Here is a 24,798-nt window from a genome sequence, read left to right on the forward strand (position 1 = left end):
GACCCTCGCACGCTCCGGCCTCTTCCGCTGCAAACACACCGACGCGCTTGCCCTGCCCGGTGTTTCCGGGTACAACTCGCGGCATGCCCTGTCCTTCCCCCATCGATCCCGCCACTTTCAGCACCGCTGTGCTGACCTGGTACGACCAGTACGGACGCCAGAGCCTGCCCTGGCAACACCCACGCACGCCCTATCAGGTGTGGATCTCGGAAATCATGCTGCAACAGACCCAGGTTGCCACCGTAATTCCTTTCTTCCAGCGGTTCATGGAACGCTTCCCGGATGTACACAGCCTGGCCAGTGCCGCCCAGGACGAAGTGCTCCACCTGTGGACGGGCCTTGGCTACTACGCCCGCGCCCGCAACCTGCACAAATGCGCCCAGGTGCTGGTGAGTGAGCATGATGGCGATTTCCCGCATACCGTTGAAGAGGTCTCCGCCCTGCCCGGCATCGGCCGCTCCACCGCCGGCGCCATTCTCGCCCAGAGCCGCGGGGTTCGAGCCGCCATCCTCGACGGCAACGTGAAACGGGTCCTCGCAAGGCTGCACGCGGTAGAGGGATGGCCCGGCAAGAAGCCGGTGGAAAACCGACTCTGGGAGCTGGCCGAGCACTACACGCCCCATGAACGGCTGGCCGATTACACCCAGGCGATGATGGATCTGGGCGCCACCGTCTGCACCCGTGGCACCCCGAACTGTGGTGCCTGCCCACTGCAGCCCCACTGCCATGCCCATGGCAACGGCAATCCCCAGGATTACCCCGGCAAGAAACCCAAAAAAGCGCTGCCGGTACGCACCACCATCATGCTGATTCTCCGTGACCACGAAGGCCGGGTCTGGCTGGAACCCCGCCCGTCACAGGGCATTTGGGGCGGCCTCTGGTGCTTCCCCCAGACGGAGCAGAGCGACGATGTCGAAAACGCCCTGAAACAACGGGCCTTGCGGGCCAGTGGTACACCTCAGCCCCTGACGGAGTTTCGCCATACGTTCAGTCATTTCCACCTGGATATCTCCCCCCGGGAGATCCGGGTGGAGGTGGTCGGCACCGGCGACAACAATGGCCGCTGGGTGAACCCGGCCGCCCCCGGGGAACTGGGGCTCGCCGCCCCGGTAAAAAAACTGCTGGGCCGACTCGACACACCCCGCCAGACCAGCATGTTATAGTCTCGCCACACAAACGCCGTATCACGGAGACGTTATGAGTCGCACGGTTTTCTGCCGAAAATACCAGAGCGAGCAGGAAGGGCTGGCACGCCCGCCCTTCCCCGGTCCCAAGGGCCAGGACATCTACGACAACGTATCGAAGCAGGCGTGGCAGGAATGGCTGCATGAGCAGACCATGCTGATCAACGAAAAACACCTGAACGTGATGGACCCGGAAGCGAAACGCTTCCTGGATGAACAACGTGATCGTTTTCTGAACAACGAAAACTATGAAAAAGCGGAGGGTTACGTTCCCCCTGCTCACGATGCGAACAAATAAACGCGCATCCCTTGACGCCCCCGGCTCTAGCCGCTTTAATACGCGCCCTGATTGCCCGGATAGCTCAGTCGGTAGAGCAGGGGATTGAAAATCCCCGTGTCGGTGGTTCGATTCCGCCTCCGGGCACCATACAAAAGGCCTCGCTCAACAGAGCGGGGCCTTTTTTATGGTGTCTGGCCACGCCTCCCCCGCCGGTTACCACCACCGTTGGCGCTTTGCTCGCAAAGCGAAAGCCGCAGAGGGCACGAAGCCAGCCCCCCCCATTAACTTGCCAGCATGCACTCAAGGGACTACCCCCCTCCGCGCGTCCCCCTTATCCTGTCAATGCACACACCGCAGGATAGTCCATGCTAATACGTCTTCTCATAGTCACCGCCTCGCTGCTACTCAGCGGCTGCGACAAGACTCCCACCGGTCGCGATCAGCTGGCTCTGATACCGCCCTCCATGATGGCCCAGTTTGGCAGCCAGGCCTTTCTGCAGATGCAGCAGCAGATCCCCGTGAGCCAGGATGCCGACAGTAATGCCCGGGTGCAGTGTATCGCCCGGGAGATCCTGCTGGTGGTGGGCGACCGCTTTCCCGGCATCCCCATGCCGGAAACCTGGGAAATCGTGCTGTTCGACGACCCCACTCCCAACGCTTTCGCCCTGCCCGGCGGCAAGATCGGGGTCAACCAGGGGCTGCTGAAAGTGGCGGTCAATGATGCCCAGCTCGCCGCAGTGATCGGCCATGAAGTGGCCCATGTGCTGGCCCAGCACGGCAATGAACGGCTCACCCAGGAACTGGGGATCAAGGCACTGTTGCTTCTGGTGGGGCTGTTCAGTGAGGGGGATGCGGACAGCGAACGCATTATTCAGGCGCTGGGCCTGGGCGCCCATCTCGGCATTGCCCTGCCTTTCAGCCGCGCCCATGAGGAAGAGGCGGATTTGATGGGGCTGGAACTGATGGCCAGTGCCGGCTTCGATCCGCGGGAGAGCACACAACTGTGGCGCAATATGGCCGCTGCAGGGGGCGGGCAACCCTTGGAGTTTCTTTCCACCCACCCAAACCACGAATCGCGAATCGAGGAGCTGCAAGCGCGAATGAACGAAGCGTTTCAGCGTTATCAGAAGCGCCCGCCAGCAGCCTGCAACCAATAATCTTCGCCTTGCCAGCAAGGCTCCAACAGCATGAAAACCACCGTTGGGGCCTTGCTCACAAGGCGAAATCGCCGCTGACCGCTATACAGCCCTGGCCGACTCTGCGCCCGCAGTCACTTGCTCGGTGGCCGGCTGCCAATCGTAGTCCTTCATGTTCACGGTCCAGGTGCGGGCCATGAACTGGAAGGTGGCATGGGGCCACAGTGCCGTGTTGCGGCCATCGGCCTGCTGGTACCAGCTCATGCAGCCGCCGGTCTGCCAGACAGTGCCTTTCAGCTCATCCTGCAGCTTGGCGTTATAACGGTCCTGCACGTCCTGCTTCACATCCAGCCAGGCATCGCCGCGCTTATCCAGCTTGGTGATGGCATCCATGATGTAACGGACCTGGCTTTCGATCATGAAAATAATGGAGTTGTGACCCAGGCCGGTGTTCGGCCCTACCAGCTGGAACATATTCGGGTAACCGCTGACGGTGGTCCCCAGGTAGGCCTCAGCGGCGTCTTTCCAGTCATCCTGCAGGCGATGGCCCGGCAGACCGGTGATCTCGAAATCCTTCATGTAGATGCGCGGATCCACGATGAAACCGGTACCCAGCACGATGCAGTCGGCCTGCTGTTCGGTGCCATCACTGAACACGATGCTGTTCTCGCGGATTTCCTTCACACCTTCCGTCACCAGTTCCACGTTGTCGCGGTTAAAGGTGGGGTAGTAGTTGTTGGAAATCAGGATGCGCTTGCAGCCCAGGGTGTAGTTCGGCACCAGCTTGCGGGCGGTCTCCTTGTCCTTCACCTGGTAATGGATGAAGGCCTTCAGCGCCGGCTCGGCCAGCTTGGCCAGGCGCGGATTGAAAATCGGCAGTACCCGGGCTTCATTGCTCAGGTAGAGGCGCAGGCGGTGGAGTTTGCGCAGGGCCGGGAAGCGACGGAAGATCCATTTGCTCAGGCCGGAATAGGCGCGCTCGTCCCGGGGAATGATCCACGGCGGGGTGCGCTGCACCACCGTCAGATGACCCGCCTCCTTGGCCACGTGGGGCACATACTGGATCGCGCTGGCCCCGGTACCAATGGACACCACCTTCTTGCCGGCCATGTCATAGTCATGGTCCCACTGGGCCGAGTGAATGATCTTGCCCTTGAAGGTGTCCATGCCCTTGAAATTGGGGAACGACGGCACGTGCAGGGGACCACTGGCCAGCACCCAGTGCTGACAGATCACCTGGGAGCCATCCGCCAGGTCCAGGGTCCACAGGGCTGCCCGGTCATCAAAACGGGCTCCGGTCACTTCCGCATTGAAACGGGTGTACTGACGCAGCGCATGTTTGTCGCTCACGCCCTGGATGTAATTGTGAATTTCCTGCTGGCCACTGTAGCGATGGCTCCACTCCGGGTTACCCTCAAACGAGAAGGAATACATGTGTGACTGCACGTCGCAGGCCGCACCGGGGTAGCTGTTGTGGTACCAGGTACCGCCTATGCCGCTGCCTTTTTCCAGCAGCAGAAAATCATCAATGCCGGCCTCACGCAATTTAATGGCCATGCACATGCCACCAAAGCCGCCACCGACGATGGCCACTTTGACGCGGCGGGTTTTCACATTGATCTTGGCCTGACTTGTCATTGGTATTCTCCTGGGATGCTCATGGGCTCCTTGATGACAACACTCTAGCCTTGTCCATCATCAGTGAATACATGTTAACCTGACTGAAAAATTGATAATTCCGGCCATGTCTGAACGTTCGATCCTCGCCCTCATCTACACCATCGACCTGCTCGAAGACGAGAAGGGGATCGACTGTGCGCCCGTTTTGGCAAAGCATGGCCTGGACCGCAACAAGCTGGATCCGAACAGCGAAATCGGCCGGGACCGGGAACTGCTGATCTTTACCGAATTGTTGCCCCGGGTGGACGACCCGCTGCTGGGCTTCGAAATGGGCAGCCGCTTCGGCTTTGCCGGCTACGGGCAGCTGGCCATGTTACTAATGACCAGCGAAACGGCCTTTCAGGGCTTCCAGTTCGGGGTGAGATATCAGGCACTGACCTACCTGTACGGGGAAATCGCCCTGATTCCCGGTGACACCACCACCGCTCTGGAGCTGCATCCCATCCCCCTGCCCCCGGAGGTGAGCCGCATCCTGATCGACCGGGATATGGTGGGCACCTTCAAGCTGATCAACGATATCCAGACCCAACTGAACCTGCATCTGAAACCGTTGGAAGTGTGGATGCCCTACCCCAGACCGGACCATGCCCGGATATTTGAGGATTATTTCGGCTGCCCGGTGCACTACGACCAACCCTATTGCAAGGCGGTAATCCGCAACCAGGACATGGCCTTGCGCATGCCCGGCTACAACAAGATGGCCCAGGACATGTACCGGGAACAATGCGAGGCCATGCTGGCCCGCCGGGAGACCCCCACCGATCATCTGGGAGACCGGGTCACCGCCTACCTCAACCTGTTCGTTCGCACTTTTCCCACCGCAGAACAGGTGTCCCGGGCCTTCGGTATTCCCGAGCGCACCTTTCGCGGTCAGCTGAGCAAGGAGAACCGCCCCTTTCAGGGACTGGTGGATCAAGTGAAAGCCGATAAAGCCAGGCGCTACCTGGCCGACTCCGGACGCAGCGTGGCCGAAATCGCCGAATTGCTGGGTTACAGCGAATCGGCGGCTTTTGTGCGGGCCTTTGAGCGGTGGACAGGAAAGACGCCCGCCCGCCATCGCAAAGAAGCCAGGGACGGGCAGTAGGGGCGTCGTAGAACGATCAGTCCTGACGAATCCGTTCAACGATCTTGGTGGTGGAGATGTCGTCAATAAAGTCCAGCACCTTCACCTCGCCACCGTAGCCCTGAACAAATTCATGGCCGACCACCTGATCCACACTGTAGTCGCCACCCTTCACCAGCACATCCGGCTTGATGGCCTCCAGCAGTGGCTCAGGGGTATCGGTGTCGAAAGGCACGACCCAGTCCACTACCTCCAGGGCTGCAAGCACTGCCATGCGGCGCTCCAGGGGATTGATGGGACGGCCAGGCCCCTTCAGGCGGCGGATGGATTCGTCGCCGTTCACTGCCAGTACCAGGCGATCGCCCTGGCGTCGTGCAGAATCCAGATAGCCGACGTGGCCAGCGTGGATGATGTCGAAGCAGCCATTGGTGAAAACAATCCTTTCCCCCTGGGCCCGGGCATCCTCAATGGCGATCAGTAACTGCTCTTCAGTCATCACCCCGCGGCCCAGACCCCCTTCCTGATGCACCGCCCGACGCAACTCCGGGGCAGACACCACGGCAGTGCCCAGCTTGCCGACCACGATACCCGCGGCAATATTGGCCAGCGCCACCGCGTCCGCCATATCTGCACCGGCAGCCAGAGACACCGCCAACACCGATATCACGGTATCCCCGGCGCCGGTCACATCGAATACCTCGCGGGCTCGGGCAGGCAGATGCAGCTCCGGCTGACCATCGCGCAACAGGGTCATCCCCTTTTCGCTGCGGGTCACCAGCAGGGCCTGCAGGTCCAGATCCCGGATCAGTTGCTGGCCCTTGGCGATCAGATCCTGTTCATCCTTGACCTTCCCCGCCACAGCTTCGAACTCGCTGAGATTGGGCGTCAGCAAGGTAGCGCCACGGTAATGACGGAAATCGGTACCCTTGGGATCCACCAGGACCGGGACACCGGCCTCCCGGGCCAGGGCAATCAGTCCCGGGCAATCACGCAAGGCCCCTTTGGCGTAATCGGAGAGAACCAGAGCACCGCAATGGACCAGCTGGTCTTTCACCCTGTCGGCGAAGGGCGCCGGGTCCTGGTCATGGAAGGCTTCCTCGAAATCCAGGCGCAGCAACTGCTGCTGGCGGCTGATCACCCGCAACTTGGTAATCGTCGGCAAACCGTCGATTTTCTGAAAGTGACAACCCACTTCCGCCGCACCAAGCCGCTCTTCCAGAATCGCAGCGGCCTCATCATCACCGGTAATTCCCACCAGCTCGGCACGGGCGCCCAGCGCAGCCATATTGAGGGCCACATTGGCGGCCCCGCCGGGCCGGTCTTCCAACTCGGTTACCCGCACAACAGGTACCGGCGCTTCCGGCGAAATACGCCCGGTCGGGCCGTGCCAGTAACGATCGAGCATGACATCGCCAGCCACAAGAACGCGGGCCTTGGCAAAAGCGGGAATTTGCATAGATTCTCCAAAACGCAACAGTGCCGGACTTCGATGCAGTGTAGCATAGGCAAGTAACCAGCTAACCTGCTGAAAGGACTCAAGGAAACGGTCACATGAACCGGTGAGGGGCAGAGCCAGTGTAGTGGATCCACCTTTACACTTTGCCGCGGCTACGCATCCCTCCATCAGACAGGTATCATGTGCGCCAATTAAGCCGACTTCAGGAGCTACAGGAACGCTATGCCGCCTCTTCCCCCCAACATCATGCAAGGTCGCTGGCTACGCTGGTGGCTGACCCTGTCCTTTGCGGTGATGTTCAGCGGCACCTTCCTGTTCAATTCCCGCATAGGTTTTCTCAACGTGCTGGATGTGCTTTTCTTCCTGCCGGCACTCACCTTGCTGACCCGCGCCGTGGTCAGCGGCGACTATCGGCTGATGACTTCACCGCTGCTGGTCCCGCTCTACCTGTTTATCGGTTGGGCCGCTCTGAGTTTCACCTGGGCGGAAGAACCCAATACCTCACGGGCGGTGCGGGGCATGGTGCAGATCATCGTCATGGTGGGTATTTTCCGTTGGCTGCATCTGTATTTCCGCAACACTTTCAAACAGGCGCTGGCCAATGGCGCCCTCTGCGCCATGGTTGTGGTTACCATGGTGATGATCAGCTACTACACCACCCAGCCGCTTAGCAGCCCGCTGTTCAGTGAACCGGCCAACCTGATCTTTCACCTGCCGTCCCTGGACCCCAGCGTCGCGCTGATGGCCATGGTCGCCCCAACCTTTATTCTTCTCGCTCAGGGAATGGAAGAGGGATTCAGCGGCAAAGGGGGTCGCCGACTGGTGGGCGCCGCCGTGGGCTTTGTCTTCTTGTGCCTGACTTCCCTGCCTTTGGGCCTGATGGCAGTCATGCTCGCCCTGAGCTGGCTAGCCAGCCGTCAGCGCCGCGCCTGGCTGGCCGTTGTCCCTCTGTTGGCCGGTGTCTATCTGATGCTGGAGGGGCGTAGCGACTTCACCCTCAGCAACTATTTCCTGCACCCACTGATCGGTAATGGTCTTAATCAGGAGACACTCAACAGCGTACTGGCCCGGGACAATGACCGTCTGCTCAGCCTGGCACATCCACGAAATCTGTTTGTGTTGCTGATTCATAGCGTAGGCCTGGTCGGGCTGGTGCTGTTTCTCGCCAGCTGGATCAGCCCTTTTACTGCACTTCTGCAACGGCAGATCAACTGGCATGAAGACGCGGCCTATTCCATCGCCGTTCTACCCGGTCTTTTCATGGCATTTTCCGCTGGTGCCTTCCTGCTGGTGCCCTTTCATGCCAGCTGGCTCAGTGTCTGGTTGCCTCTGGCCCTGTTACTGGCCCGGCTGAGCGAGCGTCCTTCAATCAGGCCCAATAGCCGATAGATCTGTTCCGAGTCTTGCATGGGAAAACGTACAAACCGCCCTACCCGATTGTCTGATCCCAGACTGTACCCTTCCTGGATCGGTGTGGGACTGTTCTGGCTGGTTGGCCAGCTCCCCTGGAACTTTTTGCTGGCGACAGGCAGAGGGCTCGGGCATCTGGCATGGCGACTGGCAAAAAGACGCAGCCACATCGCCCGTACCAACATCCGGCTTTGCTTTCCTGAATTAACCCCTGAGGAGCAGGAGAATCTCGCCCGCCGCAGCGTGATCAGCACCGGCGAGGCCATCCTGGAAATGGCCGGCAGCTTCAGCAATCACCGCATCGATCTGGATAAGCGCCTGGTGATCAAGGGAATGGAGCATATTGAACGGGCTCGCGCTGACGGCAAAGGAGTCCTGTTGTTGGGAATGCACTTCAACAGCCTTGATGTGGGATCGCGGCTGCTTGGATATCTGATGGATTTCTACGCCGTTTACCGGCCCAATGACAATCTGGTCATCGACCGTTTGATCAATCAGGGCCGCGGCAACTACCTGAAAGGCAATGTTCCCCGCAGCGATATCCGGCAAATGATTCGTCTGCTCCGCAATGGCGAAGTGCTCTGGTACGCACCGGATCAGGACTACGGCATCGCCCACGCGGTATTCGTACCGTTCTTTGGTATCCCCGCCGCCACCATCACCGCCACCAGCCGCATTGCCAGAATGGGCAAGGCTCGCGTTATCCCCACGGCTCACTACCGCCTGCCCGGCGGCCGTTACCAGATTGAATTCGGTCCGCCACTGGAGAATTTCCCCAGCGGCGATGAAGAAGCCGATACCGCTCGCATAAACCGGACAATTGAGCATTATGTGCGCAAACACCCGGAGCAGTATTTGTGGGTGCACAAGCGATTCAAGCATCAACCCGCCGGCCAGCCAAAGCGTTATTAATGACTACCTTTAAAGAACCTCGCACCTACCGTTTTTTTTCGGTCTGGATAACCTCAGGCTTGGTGCTCTATCTCTGCGGTTTTTTCCTCGCTCCATCAAGCAAGGCACAGTATCTCACTCTATATATAGGCCTCATCCTACCAGCCCTATACTTTTCTCTTTGGCAGGGAAAACGCTATTTTCTTTTAGAAGACCGCACCTTGCTATGGGTACTGGCCATCACCCTGGCTCTCTATCTTCCCAGCCTATGGGTTACAGGAGATGCCCTGGATACCCTTAGGAAGAACCTGAAGGGAGTAGTATTCGTAATGAGTCTCGCTGTAGCTGTGCGGCATCTTCACATGCACTATCCAGCTCTCGCAGCTCGTATTCCTGCCATTTTATTCGCTTCAAGCCTTGCAGCCCTGTGCCTTTTTTATGTCGTTCTCGCTCAGCAAGGCCTGCTCAGCAATGGCAATATCGGCATGGGCAATCTGGGCGACAACCCCAACGAGGCCGGCCTTGCTCTGTCAGTAGGGCTTCTTATCCTCGCTATTCATTTGATAAAGCAACCTAGCATTACAGGCTTCCTGCTTGTCATCACATTCGTGCTAGCCATTTACCTGGCCAATAGCCGCTCGGCAATGCTGGGCCTGGCTGTTACATTACCGTTTGCTTTTCTATTCGAGCAACAGCAACGTAAACTCGCAATCACTTACCTGCTCGCCTGTATAATTGGAGCTGGCATTATTGTTATTTTAATGCTGCAAGGCATACTTGATGGTGAGAGGCTATTGAGTAGCCGCCCCTCTCTATGGGCCGAGTTTCTCAGCCACTACTCAAACTTCAATTTATGGTGGGGAAGTGGCCTTGCCGGCAGCATTACCGTTTTTTCCAACGTACAGGGAGTCAAGCTGGAGCCCCATAGCCTCTACTTCGCACTGGTATTACGCGGAGGCCTGCTGGCGGCAGCCCTCTATGTTATTTTGGTTATTTTGGCGATCCAAAAGCATACTTCTTCAACTCCAGCTAATAATATCTGGCTCTATATACTTCTCTTTGGTTTGGTCACCCAGGGATTTGAAGGGGTCTATCCTGTGCGCCCACCAAACAGTTTCTGGCTGTATACCTGGATTCCCATCCTTATGCTAATAATGAACACGAACAGAGAGTACAGACCCCGGCATGAGCAGCTCTGAACAACGATATAATATCCTGGCCATAGCTCAACCCACCGAGGTAGAGCGCAGAAAGCATCTTGATAAGATGCTTTCGTCACTCGGCATGCACTACGAGCTGGTCAAAACGTCCCCACCGGTTCCGGCAAATAAGTGGCATGAGGTGGGGTTCAACCACAAAAAATCCAGAGCACTTCTCGGCAGGGATTTATCTTGTGGTGAAATCGGTTGCTTTCTCAGCCACCGGGCAGCCTGGAAGGCGGCGGCAGCCTCAGATCGCCCTTCACTAATCCTGGAAGGTGATGCGCAGCTGGACAATAACTCCCGGAATGTCTGTGAAATGCTGATTGATGGGAGAGCCAGCTGGGAGCTGGCCATGCTTTACTACTCCAAATGCATCCCGTCCGTCTGGCATCAGCAGCGCCTGGACAGCACCTTCCGGCTTGCCAAGTTCGCCAACCGTAGAGCCTACTGTCTAGCCGCCTACATGCTAACTCCTGCCGGCGCCCAAAAACTGGTTGAGCTCAGCGAGAGCTTTCATTTACCGGCAGATGATTTCGTCTCCGGAGGCTGGATCCGTAAGGACCTGGACATGTTTGCCATTGTCCCCAAGGCTGCGGGGCTGTGTCCCGTCCAATCAGACAAATCCAATCTCGAAGACGACCGACAACAGAACAAGACCCGCAAACACAAGAAAAAAGACAACTCTCGTTTCTTTCGTCGGTTGGAGCTATATCTGCGGGAACTTGGCCAGCGTTACCGTCCACCGCGGAAAAGCCTCTAGCCACCGAGGCCTCAGCACTTTAACGCAAGGACTTGATCGTCTTTGCCGGCACGCCACCCACCAGTGTAAAAGCCGGTACGTTGCCGGTCACAACCGCACCGGCAGCAACAACGCTGCCCTCGCCGATCTCCACACCTGCAGTAATAATTGCCCCGGCACCGAGCCACACATCATCACCAAGGGTGATCGGCGCGCCGGTTGTGCCACGGCGACCTTTCTCGTTGAGATAAAGACTGTGCTGAGCCCCTTCAAAGCAGACCCTGGGGCCGATACGACATCGTTCACCAAGAGTGATTGGTGCTTTCGGGCAGGCGAAGCGGACTTCGGTATTGATAAAACAGCCCTTGCCAATGCGAACATTGCTGGCACCGCCAATCGGGCGCAGCACCACAGGACCATAGACCGTGGAACGTCCCTGCATATCAAAACCGGCAGCCTTGAGAAGCAGCCAGCGCCACTTGTCACTGAACCGCAGGCGAGGCAAGTGGTTGGCCAGCCCCAGAAACACGAACTCACGAAGGGTTTGCATGATCAAAGCCCTCTGTCACGGAAATAGCGTCGGCGCTTGCCGATAAACCGCAGCTTCTGTTCCAGATGCTTCCAGAACTCGGAAGAGTCGGAATAACGACAGGGAAAGGTCTCGGCTGTCACCCCCTCCAGCTGCGCCTGCCAGTCATTATTGCTTTCGTAACCATGGGTGATCAGATCCTGCACCAGCTGAGGGTAACGCTGTAGCTGCTGCTTCAGACGTGGCAGATGCTCCCGCCAACCGGCGATCCGCGACAGATCCACCTGGCGCAGCCCGCCAAGCGCATTCTGGGCATCTTCACCAGCCTCAGCCACTTCGTGAAATCGATCAAAATCATGGCTTCGTTGAAGAAAAGGGAAGATGTCTTCCATACGTTGCTGCACGCCTTTGGGGTCACTGACCAGATCCTCGTAGCGCAGCACCATCACCCTGGGGTGGGCCTGGATTTCCGTTATAGCTTTTTCTGCCCGCTTCCATACCGGATAGTTGCAGAAATACATGCCAGGCCAGGCCTTGTGCATGCTGCAGATCACCGAGCGGGGGTCCCGCATCATGGCAATGACATAAAGATTTGGGTCACGCTCAAGCAGCGGCGCCATCCACAAGGCATCGTTGGGTTTTTTCGAAAGCCGCAGCCCACTTGCCTGGGGCTTCACCTTGAAGATAGTTTCCTCATGCTCCGAGTGGCCCTCATGGGGATAGCAGGCCACCAGCATTTCCGCCATGAGAGTTGTGCCACTGCGCGGGCATCCGACTACATGCAGATAGGTCGCACTCATTTACCGGCTCCCAGCAATCGTACTTTATCCCGCCAGTTCGGCGATGGGGCGGTCTTGATATCCGCCGCCAGCAGGGCGGGGAAGGTGGCAGCCCGACAGGCCCAGGTATGCTTCTCCCTGACAACGACCTGCCCTGCCCGGGCAATCGCCGCCGCTTTATCCGGATTGGAATGAAGCCATTGCAACTTTTCATGCAGTTCGGCTTCACTGTCGTACAAGACAATATTTTCGTTTTCCACGAAACCCAGCTCCTGCTGCTCCAGGGCCGGTTGCCGCCAGGCCAACAGCACACATCCCGCCGCCATGGCTTCAAAATTCTTGATCATGTATTCGTTGAAGCCAATGTCCGCACTGACAAACACCCGAATCGTATTAAGCAACCGGTTATAAGGCTCACCCGGTTCTGCACGCAAAAGCTGCACCTTGCCGAGCTTCTCCTGTCTGAGCAAAAAACGCTTTCGTTTTTTGTAGACCTTGTTTTTTACGCGGCCCACAAATGCAGATTCGACAGTGCGCTCCAGACCCAGATCGGAAATAGTGTTGCCGTCGTAGCCTTTGGGAAGGAAGCAGGCATCAATCCCTTCATCACGGAGTTGTTGCGCCAGGCCGGCACCGGAAACAATGATTCTTGCTCTTCCAAGGTCGCGAAGCACGGCGGGATAACGATGATACCACTCGCTGGTAGGAACGTTATTCTGACAAACATCATGATCAAAGATCACTAGCCCGGGCGCCTGTTTCAGGCAAGAGTAGCGCTTGCCAAGCCGACGCAGATTGGTATCCGCGATGACGCGATCATAGCCACTGAAATCTGCCTCATTGAAATAGACTTCCAGTCCATGCTCGCGGGTCACTTCCACGTGATCGAAATCAAAGTACTGCTTTGCCGCTTCCCAAATGGGGCGCGTCACCATCAGCTTGCCGTCAGTGGACACAACCAGGGTTTTCATAACCAACTCTCGATGGATTGGATTCGCGCGTCGTACAACGCCTGAAATTCCTGACGGGCTTGCGGTGCCAGCGCCTCGCGGGGACGCCAGCTTTCAAAGAGCCGCTCGCGCTGCGCCGCCAGATCCTGTTCCAAACCACGACCCGGCTCCCGGCTCATGCCATCCAGATCCAGCACCTGCAGTTCCCCGTCACGGAACAGAAAATTTGTGTACTTGCTGTCACCGTGACTGAATGCCATCAGACGCATCACCGCAAAAAAATCCGCCATCTGACTCAACGCACGGCTTCGCAAGATCCCGCCATCTTCACAGATCTCCGGCAGCATTTTTCCCTGTGCATTGCGGCAAACCAGATACTCTCGATCGGTTAATCCGGCCTGCTTGCTGGACAGATAACAAACCGCTTGCGGTGTTTCCACATGCACCAGACCCAGGTAGGCGGCATTGAGCCAGGAGTTTCTTGCCCGGCTCTTGAACTGACGCGCCAGTTTTTTCCAGGCACTTTTCACGTTATACCGCTTAATAACCAGGCTTTCACCATGAAGGCGAACCCGACCGACGGTGGCGCTGTTGCCGTCCTTCAACCGCTCACTGTCTTCCAGCAGCGCATCCAGACCATGGTCGAGCAAGGCATCAATCAGTGACTGATCCTGACGTCGCCCCATACCGGTATATCCCTTGCCATCCAGCTCCACAAATTCGGTACAGTTTCGCAGGGACTTTTTAACCAGTTTGCGCAAACGTGCCTGGCGTGTTTTTTTCAGGCAGTCTGCCAGCTGCTGTGGCGAAAACGCATCTCCGTAGGCGTCCGCAACCTGTTGCGCGGAAGGGAGGGATAGAGGAGGAAACTGGGCAAGCAGCAGTGACAGGTTGGCCAGGGCCTTGCTCTTCTCTACGGGAGCATCAGCCACCTCCACATCCCCCGCATCAATCACATGCCAACTACCTTCGGCTGAAATAAAGTTATCCAGATGGATATCATTTTGCACCACACCCTGGCGGTGCATGTTGCGGGTCAGCGCCACCAGCTCCAGTACCAGACCAGGGATCTCCCCTGCAGACATTTTTTGCAAACGCACCTTGGCCGACATCTGCCCCAAATGTTCCAGTACCAGCAAGGCTGCCTCACCGGGGTAATCCCGCAACAATACCCGGGGGGCAGGCACCTGCTTTTCAGCCAATGCCGCCAGTCGTTGGTGCTCGGTTTGTACCTCGCGGCGGGAGCGGGGGTGTGCAGAAAACAGCTTGATAATCACTGGCTGCCCATCCAGCAGCCCGGAATAGACAGCGCGTCGTTCCGGCATGAAACGCAGCAAGGCTTGCAGCTCCAGCACATGCCCATGCGGAGTCAGCGTCACCGGCAAAGCGGTTTCACGGCTGGCCAGCAGGGTTGCGGTGGGGTCCCGTGACGAATCCGCCATCAGCTCAGATATCCTTTCCCGGGTGTTCGTTGAACTGCAGCGGGAGCTTTGGCTCCACTTCAAAATAGCGACGATAGATTTTTTCTGCCTCGCGACGGGCCCCCGACCAGATATTGTCGTCAGCCAGCGCCTGCCGGAGCGGCAAACCACTGTAGCCACGAATAAACCGCAACAGATCGCGATGTGTCATACCGAACCGGGCAGTGGAAAAATACAACCCACCCAGATCCTTGATACGCCAGCGACGGGGAACCTGGCTACGGACCTGGGAGCGATGCAGGTCAATCAGGTACAAGGGGCCATCCGCATTATTCGCCGCCGCATCTTCATCGCGCATCAGAAAATGGGCCAGATAGAAATCCCGGTGATTAATCCCCGCGCCATGCATGGTGCGGGCAATCGTGGCCACACGCTCAATCAGTGCCCGCTTGAAGGTCGGCGGCAACGCCTGAGGATCCTTTACCCAGCGCTCACCGAGATCTTCCAGGCTCAACGTACCCACCAGATCATCGGTTACGATGAAAGACTCCACCGACGCCGGATTCCTTCCCCGGGAACCATAGGCGGCAATCGTCATGGTATCCAGGCCTGCGCCACGCACCGCATCAATGGCTACCACTTCATCCATGGCACCCAGCACGGGCAATTTTCCCTGGGTCAGATTCTTGAAGATTTCCTTCCAGCCAATGCCACCATGGTATTTGAGAAAATAGCTGCGACCATTGCCTGCAAAGCGCAGGGTGCGGCGGCCCTCCCGGGCCCGGAAGATATCACCTTCCTGCTCGGCGGCCTGGTCGAAAGGGTCACGGTCGCCCCACAGGGCGACAATGTCATCGCGCAGGAAAAGCTTCATGGTGTCCAGTTCTCCACCTGATCCATCACTGTCTGGGCCAGACAATAGAGGGCCGGGTTGCGTCCATACTCCACACCATTTTCCTGCCAGGGCCCCGGCAACTGGCGCACCATTTTCTGCAGGGTGTCATCCAGCGCCTGCTGGCTGAACGGAGACAGGATAATTTCACCGGAACCCGCTTCACGCACGTAGCGGGCATAGCCACAGGTATCCGTAGTCAGCACCGGCAACCCCGCTACCGTGGCCTCCAGCAATACCATACCGGCAGACTCCCTATAGGCAGGATGCAACAGCATATCTGCCGCCTGCATCAAGGCGGTGACATCATCCCGTGGCCCCAGCACAAGAATGCGACAGCGCAGGGATTCGGCCAAACCTGACAGATAGGCATCGGCCTGATCGTTGCCCACGATCATCAACTTCGCGGTTTCCGGCAAAGTGGCGAAAGCCTTGAGGGCCCGATCCAGACCTTTGACCTTAAAGCCGGAACCAAGAAACAACAGCAGGGTTTCCTGCTCATCAACACCCAGGCTTTCCCGGGTTTGTTGCCGCAGGGCCTCATGATCCGCAGGCCGTTGACGATCTCTTTCAATGCCCGGCGGCAGCACCGCATAGCGATTTGCCGCCAACGGATAATGGCGCAGGTACTGATCCCGTTGATCGTCGTTGAGAAACAGAATCAGAGGGCCATTCGCCGCCGTCACTGCCTGTTCCAGTTTCAGGTAACTGGCATAACGTGGAAGCCAACGCACGGGTGTCGGCTTACTACTGAGGTGTTCGGCAAAGCAACTATCAGCAGCGAAATACACATCCAGACCAGGCAGGCGATTAAAACCCACCACCCGGTCAAAGCCTCCAGTTGCCCGGGCGGCAAGAACGCCCCTCGCAAAGGAGCGCATGCGTCCATGATTGCTGCCGCCTGACACGTGGATGCGCTGCACGGTGACACCGTCAATGGTTTCACCCTGCCAGTCGCTCACCAGCGCCACGACCTCATGCCCCCGACTCACCGCCTCACGGGCAATGCGCGCAAAATCCCGCTGCAGGCCGCCATAGGGGAAGTAATGATAGAGCGCCATGGCCAGTTTCATGCGGTGCGCCTCCGCAATTCCCGCCACACCTGTTTCGGTTTCAGGCTGCTGAAACAGGGCGGCTCCACTCCCTTGCCCAGCTCACCGCGATAGGTGCATTTCTCCTGTACGCAGGGCGCACAGGGAAAATCCGCTGCCAGAGAGTGGGCGCGGGCGCCCTGCACCCCGGTGAGCACCGGGTCGGTGGGGCCGTAAAGTGCCACGCCAGGCAGACCCGCCGCCGCCGCCAGATGGGCCAGGCCGGTATCCACGGCAATAAAGGCGTCCCAGCCGAGCAACTTGTCGGTGAGGGCATCCAGGCCCATTTGCGGCAGCACGTGCGCTCCGCTCAGCCCATCGGCGAGACGAGTGGCGCGGTCCTTTTCCATCGGGTTACCCCAGGGAAGAAAAACGCTATGCCCCTCCGCGCTGGCCAGCTCCACAAGCTGGCGCCAGAAGGCTTCCGGGTAATGTTTGGTGGGCCAGGTGGTGCCATGACAGAACACCAGCTGCGCCGGTCGATTCAAGGATGTGGGAACGTGGCTGCGCGGCAAGCCGTAGTCCGGGGCGCTGCCGGGCAATGTATAACCCAGCGCCAGGGCAAAAAGCTGTCGCACCCGATCGATGGCATGCTGCCCTTTTGCCACGGCCAGAGGATGATCCAGCACCCGGGCGGAAAGCCCTTCCCGGGCGGAGTGCTTGTCCAGGCCGAAACTTGGCCCCCGCCCCAGCCGGGTCACAAAGGCACTCTTGATCAGCCCCTGGGCATCGATGACCGCATCGTATTTACTGGCTTGAACGGCAGATTTGAAGGTCGCCCACTCACCGGAACGGCGCGCCTTGAAAGGATGCTTGCGCCAGCGACGCAGGGCACAGGGGAACACCTGATGCACCGCCGGGTGGCGGCGAGCCAGATCGGCAAAGGCCTCCTCCACCACCCAATCCACCTGTAGATCGGGGATGGCCGCCAGGGCATCGGTCAGTGCCGGCAGGGTGTGGATCACATCCCCCATGGAGGAGGTTTTGATCAGCAGCACACGCATGTCAGAACCCGCTCGCCGTGAACTCAGGCATCCGCGCTTTCCAGCTGCTGCAGGGCATCGATCACCTGCGAAGGGGGCAGCTGGCGCAGACAATTCAAATGCCCCAGCGGGCATTCCCGTTCGAAACAGGGGCTGCATTCCAGCCCCAGCCTTACCACTGCCACTCTATCACCCAATGGCGGGGTAAAACCTGGGGACGTGGAACCGTACACGGCCACCAGCGGCCGCTTGAGCGCCGCAGCGATATGCATCAGGCCGGAATCGTTGCTGACCACCGCGGTGGTCGCCGACAGCAGATCCACCGCTTGTTCCAGGGAGGTATTGCCCGCCAGTACCGCTGCCTGCTCGGCGGCGCCGTTTTCGAGCATCTCGACAATGGCTCTGGCCACCGGCTGATCCTTGCCGGAGCCAAAGATCCACACTTGGCCCCCATGGTCGATCCAGTGCTGGGCCACCGCTGCGTAATGATGTTCCGGCCAACGCTTGGCCGGGCCGAACTCCGCACCAGGGCAAAGGCCCAGCACCGGTCGCTGCGTCGTCAACACATGGGCCACCATGGCCTGCTGCAGTGAGTCTTCACTCACCTCCAGGTGCGGCGCGGTAATGGTATCCAGCTGTGACACCGACGCGTCGGCCGGCTGAGCCAGCGCCACAAAGCGCTGCACCATCAACGGATAGCGGTCCTTGTCCAGCTTGCGGACATCGTTGAGCAACCCATAGCGCATCTCTCCGCGCCAACCGATGCGACGGGGAATCTTCGCCGCCCAGGGCACCAGGGCAGACTTGAGGGAATTGGGCAGCACATAGCTTTGCTGGTATTTGCCCCGCAGGGACTTGCCCAGGGCATGCCTCTCACCCAGCTTCAGGTCACCATGGTCGAACGGCAGCGACAGGGCCTCGCGCACTTCCGGCATGCGCGACAACAGTGGCCGACACCAGGCCGGTGCCAGCACATCAATGGCGCAATCGGGGTATTGGCGACGCAGTTCGGAAAACAGGGTCTGGGCCATGACCATGTCGCCGACCCAGGACGGGCCGACGACAAGGATGGCGGAAGGCGAGTCGGACAAGGTAGCCGGCATACGCCTGCTCAGCCCACGTAAGTGAGCCAGTCTCCGTAGTCGTCATCCAGCTTGCCGCGCACCAGATCAAAGTACACCGCCTGCAGCTGCTCGGTGATCGGGCCACGCTTGCCTTCACCGATGATACGGCCATCCAGTTCACGGATCGGCGTCACTTCGGCAGCGGTGCCAGTAAAGAAGGCCTCATCCGCCACGTAGATTTCATCCCGGGTGATGCGCTTCTCGCGAACTGTATAGCCACGCTCTTCGGCCAGCTGGATGATGGTCTTGCGGGTGATGCCATCCAGGCAGGAGGTGAGCTCCGGGGTGTAGAGGACCTGCCCCTTGATCACGAAAATGTTCTCACCGGAGCCTTCTGCCACGTAGCCTTCGTTGTCCAGCAGCAGGGCTTCGTCGGCACCGCCGGACAGGGCCTCATTCAACGCCAGCATGGAGTTGATGTAGTTGCCGTTGGCCTTGGCCTTGCACATGGTGATATTCACGTGGTGGCGGGTGTAGCTGGAGGTGCGCACCTTGATGCCCAGCTCCAGGGCTTCCGGGGACATGTAGGCCGGCCATTCCCAGGCCGCGACCATCAGGTGCACCTTCAGGTTATGGGCGCGCAGCCCCATGCCCTCGCTACCGTAAAACGCCATGGGGCGCAGGTAGGCATGGGGCAGGTTGTTCTCTTTCACCGCAGCAATTTGCGCAGCGTTGACCTCGTCCTTGGAGAACGGGATCTTCATGTTCATGATATGGGCACTATTGAACAGGCGGTCCGTGTGTTCCTTCATGCGGAAGATGGCCGGACCCTTGGCCGTTTCGTAGGCGCGCACCCCTTCGAACACCCCCATGCCGTAATGCAGGGTGTGCGTCAGCACATGCACCTTGGCCTCCTGCCAGGGAACCAGTTCGCCATCCAACCAGATAAAACCGTCTCTTACAGCCATCGACATGGCAGTGATACTCCCAGAACTAAGGACCGGCAGGTGTCAGCCCTGCAGGTCGAACCAGTGCTTCCAGATCGCTCGCACGCCTTCACGCAAATCGCGGAATTGGGTGTCGTCGACGATGGATTTCTCTTTGCGCAACGAGGCGCGATGAGCCGCGGATCGGTAAGCGAGGTACGCTTCCCGCAGCAAGCCGGCATCCTGCGCCGACATAATATCCAGTGCAGCCAGTGTTTCGAGCAGCCGCACATTATCGGTGAAGCGGGTCAGTTCACCGTGGGAGGAGGCCCATCTCAGAACCCCGTATTGCACCATAAATTCGATATCAACGATACCTCCCGGGTCCTGCTTGAGATGAAAACGGTCCTCGCCCTTTTCGCCCAGGTGGTCAACCATCTTGTCGCGCATGGCCAGGACATCCTCGCGCAACTTGTCCAGCGGCCGCTCCAGGCACAGCACCTGATGGCGAATGGCGTCAAAGCGGGCCCGCGCCCGGTTGCAGCCAGCCACCACACGGGCCCGCACCAGGGCCTGATGTTCCCAGGTCCAGGCATCGTTGAGCTGGTATTTCTCGAACGAATCCATGGAGCTGACCAGCAGACCGGCACTGCCGGAGGGGCGCAGGCGCATATCCACTTCGTACAACTGGCCACTCATGGTACGGGTGGAGAGAATATGAATGATGCGCTGGCCCAGGCGGGCGTAGAACTGTTCGTTGGACACCGGCTTGTCGCCGTCGGTCATGCCGCCGCTGGCCGCATCATGCAGGAACACCAGATCCAGATCGGAGTTGTGCCCCAGCTCGATACCGCCCAGCTTGCCGTAACCGGCCACCACAAAATCCGGATTGCAGGGCTGGCCATCCAGACGCGAGGGGCGACCGTGGCGCTCTACCAGCGGCTCCCAGGCCAGCATCACCACCTGGTTGAGGATGCTTTCCGCCAGCCAGGTGAGATAGTCGCTGACCTTCATCAACGGCAGCACTTCGGTGACTTCCGAGGCGGCCACGCGCAGCAGGTGGGCCTGCTTGAAATTACGCAGCACCTCCATCTGCTGTTCCAGATCATCCTCGGCCACCCGCAACAGCTGCTGACGCAACTCGTCATCCAGCTCCGCCCGCTCCGGCGGCGAATAGAGGGTGCGAACATCCAGCAACTCGTCCAGCAGCACCGGGTGCAGGGTGAGACGCTCGGCGATCCAGGGGCTGGCCCCGGACAACTTCACCAGCTGGGTCAGGGCGCTGGGGTTTTCCACCAGCAGCGCAATGTAGGCACTACGACGCAACACGGCTTCCACGAAGGCCAGCAGGCGCACCACCGTGGTTTCGCCATGGCCCTGATAGCCCAGGGCTTCCAGCAGCAGCGGCATCAGCCGGTCCAGTCGCTCACGGCCAATCGCCTGCATGTTCTGCACCGAACGGCTTTCGCGGAAATCATTCAGGTGAGCGTAGACCTTGTCACCTTCCTGCACCCCAATGGCTTCCAGCTTGGCAGCCGCCTGGGTGGCATCCAGCTCGCCCAGCCACAGATCCAGCAGCTCCTGATCGGCGCCCTGGGCCGCATCGGTTTCCTGTTCCGGGTCGGCAATCACCTGGCTGAAATGGTGACGGACACTCTCCCGGTAACGTCGCAACTTGCGCTCGAAGGCGGCACGGGCAGAAAAGCCCATGGCGAAGGTCAGTCGTTGCCAGCCCAGCTCGTCGTCAGGCAGGCGCTGGGTCTGCTTGTCCGCAATTCCCTGCAGCCGATGCTCCACATCCCGCAGGAACAGATAGGCTTCGGTCAGCTCCTCCGCCACGTCCTCCGGCAACAATTCCAGTTCCACCAGTTGCGGCAGCACCTTGATCAGGTTGGGCTCCCGCAGGGCCGGCAGCTGGCCACCCCGAATCAACTGGAAGGCCTGGACGATAAATTCCACTTCACGGATGCCGCCGGCACCCAGCTTCACATCCGCCTGCATGCCCTTGCGGTTCACTTCCCGTTCGATCAGGGACTTCATCTCGCGCAGGGAATGGAAAGCGCCGTAGTCGATATAACGGCGGTAGACGAAGGGATTGAGCCGCTTGATCAGGCGCTTGCCGGCCTGCAAATCGCCGCCGACCGGGCGCATCTTGATCAGCGCGTAGCGCTCCCACTCACGGCCCTGGGTTTCGTAATACCCTTCCATGGCATCGAAGCCGATGGCCAGCACGCCGCTCTTGCCCCAGGGACGCAGGCGCATGTCCACCCGGAAGACAAAACCATCGGCGGTGGGCTGGTCCAGGGCCTTGATCAGCTGCTGCCCCAGACGCACAAAAAACTGGTGATGGCTCAGGCTGCGCCGCTCACCTTCAATTTCCCCTTCATGCTCATAGGCAAAGATCAGGTCGATATCCGAGGACAGGTTCAGCTCCCGCGCCCCCAGCTTGCCCATGGCCAGCACTACCAGCTGGACCGGCTTGCCATCCGGCCCCATGGGGGTGCCGCTTTTTTCGCAGGCCCAACCATGCAGCACGCTCAGTGCTTCCTGAATCAGGGTGTCCGCAAGCAGGGAGAGGTCCGCCACGGTGGTGTGGTAATCCCCCATCCCGGCCAGGTCCCGCCAGATGATGCGCACCATGTGCCGGTGACGCAGCCGACGCAACGCCCGTTTCAGCTCATCCTCATTATGGCAGTCGCCCAGCAATTCGCGCACGGTCTGGCGCAGGGACGCCTCCGCCAGGGGCTGAGTCGGATCGCTGTCCTGCAGCCACTGACCCAGGCCCGGATCACGCTGAAACTGTTGCGCCACATAGTCGGAGCCAGCCCACACCCGGGGCAGGTCATCAAGAAGGGAGTCAGGGATACGATGACCGGATTCCACGAAGTGTTGCCAGTGCTGACTGACCAGCACCGATAGTTCATCCGGCAGAGCGTGATATTGGGGTTCTGTCATGGGCGGCTATTGTCGTACGGGAGGGCGCGAAAGGCTAGAGGCCAGGAGGGAGTTGCAAGTTGAAAGTTCAAAGTTGCAATCAGGAACAGCCGGGGACGCTTAACGCAGGCCATGCCCGCGATTCACGATCCGCAGGTTCGCCATGCAAGCATAGCTCCTACACCTGCCGCATGAGCCATGTTCACAGGGCGAGCCAACCCTGCCGCGCGAAGTGCCGCCTTTCCCGGCGACGGCCAATCCTTTGTTCACGCCCTTCAACCTGCTCCTTTTCTACCCCAACAAAATATCCTGCGACGGCGTCACCCGCATGACCTCTTCAATGGTGGTCAGACCCTTGGCGACCTTCATGGCACCACTGATGCGCAGGGGCTTCATGCCGTTTTTCAGGGCCTGGCGGGTCAGGGTTTCCAGCTCGGAGCCCCGGGAAATATGGTTTTTGAGGCTGGTATTCAGAGGCATGGTCTCATAGACCCCCACACGCCCCAGGTAACCGGTATCCCGGCACTCCAGGCAGCCCACCGGGCGATAGGTCTTTTCCGGCGGCTTCATCTTGAAGGGGCGAACCAGCTCTTCCCAGGCCTGCACATCGGTTTCCGTTGCCTGCTTGCAATGGGGACACAGGGTACGGATCAGACGCTGGGCCATGACCCCAAGCACCGTGGCACTGATCATGTAGGCCGGCACGCCCAGATCCACCAGACGGGTAATGGACGAGGGGGCATCGTTGGTGTGCAGGGTGGACAACACCAGGTGACCGGTGAGGGCGGCCTGGATGGCCATATCCGCTGTGGCCAGATCGCGGATCTCACCTATCATGATGATATCCGGGTCCTGACGCAGCATGGCCTTCACCCCCTGGGCAAAGCTCACATCAATATTGGCCTGCACCTGCATCTGATTGAAGCTGGGTTCCACCATTTCGATGGGATCCTCAATGGTGCAGACATTCACCTCGCTGGTGGCCAATTGCTTGAGGGTGGAATAGAGGGTGGTGGTTTTCCCCGAGCCGGTGGGGCCGGTCACGAAGATGATGCCGTGGGGATGGGAAGTCATCCGCTGCCAGGCCTGGTAATCCTCATTGGTAAAGCCCATCTGCTCGAAGCTGCGCACCAGCACATCCGGGTCGAACACCCGCATGACCATTTTTTCCCCGAAGGCGGTGGGCAGCGTGGAAATACGCAGCTCGATCTCTTCCCCCTCCGGTGACTTGGTCTTCAAACGACCGTCCTGGGGTTTGCGCTTTTCCGCCACATTGAGGCGGCTGAGAATCTTCAGGCGGCTGGTGACCGCCGCCATGATCGCCGCCGGCAGCTCATACACATCGTGCAGCACGCCATCGATGCGGAAACGCATCTTACCGGTCTCCCGGCGCGGCTCCAGGTGAATATCGCTGGCCCGCTGGGAAAAGGCGTATTGCAGAATCCAGTCCACAATATTGACGATGTGCTGGTCGTCCGCGTCGTGGTGCCCCTTGCCCACTTCCAGCAACTGCTCGAAGTTGGTAATGCCGGACATTTCCTGGCCGGTATTGCCGGAGGCCCCGGCGATGGAGCGGCTCAGGTTGTAGAACTCCACCCGGTAGCGGCGCAACTGCTCGGGATTGGCCAGCACCACCTCCAGCTCCCGGTCACGCAGCACCTGCTTGAGATGGGCCTGCCAGTCGCGCACAAAGGGCTGGTCGCAGGCCACCACCACCTTGTCCCGCTGCACTTCCACCGCCACGATGCCGTGACGCTCGGCAAAGGCATAACTCATCACATTGGTCACCTGATCCACATGGACCTTGAGCGGATCAATGTGACACACCGGCATACCCGCCTTTTCCCCCAGCCAGCGCGTCAGGAAATCCACATCCAGCAGCTGGTGGGTATTGGTCCGGTCGGTGAGCCGATACTTGGCCAGCACCTGAATCGGGTGCCAATTCAGCTCCTTCTTCTCCCGTGGCGTGGTGGAAATGACGTTGAAGTCTTCCTGGCTGACGCGACCTTCTTCCAGCAACTCACGCATCAGCCAGCGCACATCAATCAGCAGACCATCCAGTTTGGCGGGGCGGGCAGTGACGTTCACGGATACTCTCCGGGTCAATAGGCGGGCAGAACCGCCTGTCTAATTATTTTGTAGTACTGTAACGATAACAGGTAAACCCTGACAGCCCCGATGGCTTTGA

21 protein-coding genes and 1 tRNA gene are annotated in these 24,798 nt (G+C 59.2%); 9 read left to right on the forward strand and 13 right to left on the reverse strand.

What is annotated here, in order from left to right:
* The first annotated feature begins 83 nt into the window (after positions 1 to 83).
* From mutY to C4S63_RS12275, 4 genes are all read left to right on the forward strand, one after another.
* A complete protein-coding gene (gene mutY / locus C4S63_RS12260; RefSeq protein WP_103917718.1) occupies positions 84 to 1,163 on the forward strand; it encodes an A/G-specific adenine glycosylase in 1,080 nt (359 codons plus the stop codon).
* Positions 1,164 to 1,197: 34 nt separating this feature from the next.
* Positions 1,198 to 1,482 (forward strand): oxidative damage protection protein, encoded by a 285-nt coding sequence (locus C4S63_RS12265; RefSeq protein WP_062815658.1) that lies wholly within the window; start codon positions 1,198 to 1,200, stop codon positions 1,480 to 1,482.
* 53 nt (positions 1,483 to 1,535) lie between these two features.
* Positions 1,536 to 1,611 (forward strand) — tRNA-Phe (locus C4S63_RS12270).
* Positions 1,612 to 1,829: 218 nt separating this feature from the next.
* Positions 1,830 to 2,621, forward strand: a complete 792-nt coding sequence (locus tag C4S63_RS12275) for a M48 family metallopeptidase (RefSeq protein WP_103917719.1) — start codon at positions 1,830 to 1,832, stop codon at positions 2,619 to 2,621.
* Positions 2,622 to 2,702: 81 nt separating this feature from the next.
* Here C4S63_RS12275 and C4S63_RS12280 read toward each other — a convergent pair whose 3' ends face one another.
* Entirely contained in the window at positions 2,703 to 4,238 is a 1,536-nt protein-coding gene (locus C4S63_RS12280) for an NAD(P)/FAD-dependent oxidoreductase (protein WP_062815656.1), read from the reverse strand.
* 106 nt (positions 4,239 to 4,344) lie between these two features.
* Here C4S63_RS12280 and C4S63_RS12285 point away from each other — a divergent pair, with 106 nt between their 5' ends.
* A complete protein-coding gene (locus C4S63_RS12285) occupies positions 4,345 to 5,364 on the forward strand; it encodes an AraC family transcriptional regulator (protein ID WP_103917720.1) in 1,020 nt (339 codons plus the stop codon).
* Positions 5,365 to 5,380: 16 nt separating this feature from the next.
* On the opposite strand, the gene hldE is transcribed toward C4S63_RS12285, so the two are convergent.
* Positions 5,381 to 6,799 (reverse strand): bifunctional D-glycero-beta-D-manno-heptose-7-phosphate kinase/D-glycero-beta-D-manno-heptose 1-phosphate adenylyltransferase HldE, encoded by a 1,419-nt coding sequence (gene hldE, locus C4S63_RS12290; RefSeq protein WP_062815654.1) that lies wholly within the window; start codon positions 6,797 to 6,799, stop codon positions 5,381 to 5,383.
* A 222-nt stretch (positions 6,800 to 7,021) separates the two neighbouring features.
* Between hldE and C4S63_RS12295 the strand changes: the two genes are divergently transcribed.
* Genes C4S63_RS12295 through C4S63_RS12310 form a run of 4 tightly spaced genes read left to right on the forward strand, consistent with a single transcriptional unit; the run spans position 7,022 to position 11,062 of the window.
* Positions 7,022 to 8,188, forward strand: a complete 1,167-nt coding sequence (locus C4S63_RS12295; RefSeq protein ID WP_062815653.1) for a hypothetical protein — start codon at positions 7,022 to 7,024, stop codon at positions 8,186 to 8,188.
* A gap of 18 nt (positions 8,189 to 8,206) precedes the next feature.
* Complete coding sequence (gene lpxL, locus C4S63_RS12300; protein ID WP_103917721.1) at positions 8,207 to 9,121, forward strand: LpxL/LpxP family Kdo(2)-lipid IV(A) lauroyl/palmitoleoyl acyltransferase; 915 nt, start codon at positions 8,207 to 8,209, stop codon at positions 9,119 to 9,121.
* Positions 9,067 to 10,299 (forward strand): O-antigen ligase family protein, encoded by a 1,233-nt coding sequence (locus C4S63_RS12305; RefSeq protein WP_146063380.1) that lies wholly within the window; start codon positions 9,067 to 9,069, stop codon positions 10,297 to 10,299. The genes lpxL and C4S63_RS12305 overlap by 55 nt, the downstream gene beginning before the upstream one ends.
* The gene (locus C4S63_RS12310) at positions 10,286 to 11,062 is read left to right on the forward strand and encodes a glycosyltransferase family 25 protein (RefSeq protein WP_103917723.1); all 777 of its coding nucleotides are present in this window, start codon (positions 10,286 to 10,288) and stop codon (positions 11,060 to 11,062) included. Before C4S63_RS12305 ends, C4S63_RS12310 begins: the two co-directional genes overlap by 14 nt.
* Positions 11,063 to 11,081: 19 nt before the next feature.
* Here the strand turns inward: C4S63_RS12310 and C4S63_RS12315 are convergent, their stop codons facing one another.
* From C4S63_RS12315 to C4S63_RS12365, 11 genes are all read right to left on the reverse strand, one after another.
* Entirely contained in the window at positions 11,082 to 11,591 is a 510-nt protein-coding gene (locus C4S63_RS12315; RefSeq protein ID WP_103917724.1) for a DapH/DapD/GlmU-related protein, read from the reverse strand.
* A gap of 2 nt (positions 11,592 to 11,593) precedes the next feature.
* A complete protein-coding gene (locus tag C4S63_RS12320) occupies positions 11,594 to 12,370 on the reverse strand; it encodes a sulfotransferase (protein WP_103917725.1) in 777 nt (258 codons plus the stop codon).
* The gene (locus tag C4S63_RS12325) at positions 12,367 to 13,320 is read right to left on the reverse strand and encodes a glycosyltransferase (protein ID WP_103917726.1); all 954 of its coding nucleotides are present in this window, start codon (positions 13,318 to 13,320) and stop codon (positions 12,367 to 12,369) included. The genes C4S63_RS12320 and C4S63_RS12325 overlap by 4 nt, the downstream gene beginning before the upstream one ends.
* Complete coding sequence (locus C4S63_RS12330; protein ID WP_103917727.1) at positions 13,317 to 14,741, reverse strand: hypothetical protein; 1,425 nt, start codon at positions 14,739 to 14,741, stop codon at positions 13,317 to 13,319. The genes C4S63_RS12325 and C4S63_RS12330 overlap by 4 nt, the downstream gene beginning before the upstream one ends.
* A 4-nt stretch (positions 14,742 to 14,745) precedes the next feature.
* Positions 14,746 to 15,594 carry a lipopolysaccharide core heptose(I) kinase RfaP gene (gene rfaP / locus C4S63_RS12335; protein WP_103917728.1) on the reverse strand — a complete coding sequence of 283 codons (849 nt, stop codon included), beginning with the start codon at positions 15,592 to 15,594 and terminating at the stop codon, positions 14,746 to 14,748.
* Positions 15,591 to 16,685, reverse strand: a complete 1,095-nt coding sequence (locus C4S63_RS12340; RefSeq protein ID WP_103917729.1) for a glycosyltransferase family 4 protein — start codon at positions 16,683 to 16,685, stop codon at positions 15,591 to 15,593. Before C4S63_RS12340 ends, rfaP begins: the two co-directional genes overlap by 4 nt.
* The gene (waaC, locus tag C4S63_RS12345) at positions 16,682 to 17,707 is read right to left on the reverse strand and encodes a lipopolysaccharide heptosyltransferase I (protein ID WP_063508321.1); all 1,026 of its coding nucleotides are present in this window, start codon (positions 17,705 to 17,707) and stop codon (positions 16,682 to 16,684) included. The genes C4S63_RS12340 and waaC overlap by 4 nt, the downstream gene beginning before the upstream one ends.
* Positions 17,708 to 17,730: 23 nt before the next feature.
* Complete coding sequence (waaF, locus tag C4S63_RS12350) at positions 17,731 to 18,789, reverse strand: lipopolysaccharide heptosyltransferase II (protein ID WP_103917730.1); 1,059 nt, start codon at positions 18,787 to 18,789, stop codon at positions 17,731 to 17,733.
* An 8-nt stretch (positions 18,790 to 18,797) separates the two neighbouring features.
* On the reverse strand, positions 18,798 to 19,724 hold the full coding sequence (locus tag C4S63_RS12355) for a branched-chain amino acid transaminase (RefSeq protein WP_063508319.1): 927 nt from the start codon (positions 19,722 to 19,724) through the stop codon (positions 18,798 to 18,800).
* Between the two features lie 36 nt (positions 19,725 to 19,760).
* On the reverse strand, positions 19,761 to 22,631 hold the full coding sequence (gene glnE, locus C4S63_RS12360) for a bifunctional [glutamate--ammonia ligase]-adenylyl-L-tyrosine phosphorylase/[glutamate--ammonia-ligase] adenylyltransferase (RefSeq protein WP_103917731.1): 2,871 nt from the start codon (positions 22,629 to 22,631) through the stop codon (positions 19,761 to 19,763).
* Positions 22,632 to 22,901: 270 nt separating this feature from the next.
* Positions 22,902 to 24,638, reverse strand: coding sequence for a GspE/PulE family protein (locus C4S63_RS12365; RefSeq protein ID WP_231866159.1), 1,737 nt, complete (start codon positions 24,636 to 24,638; stop codon positions 22,902 to 22,904).
* Between the last annotated feature and the right edge of the window lie 160 nt (positions 24,639 to 24,798).

This window comes from Alcanivorax sp. DSM 26293 (genome assembly GCF_900107995.1).
Lineage (GTDB): Bacteria > Pseudomonadota > Gammaproteobacteria > Pseudomonadales > Alcanivoracaceae > Alcanivorax.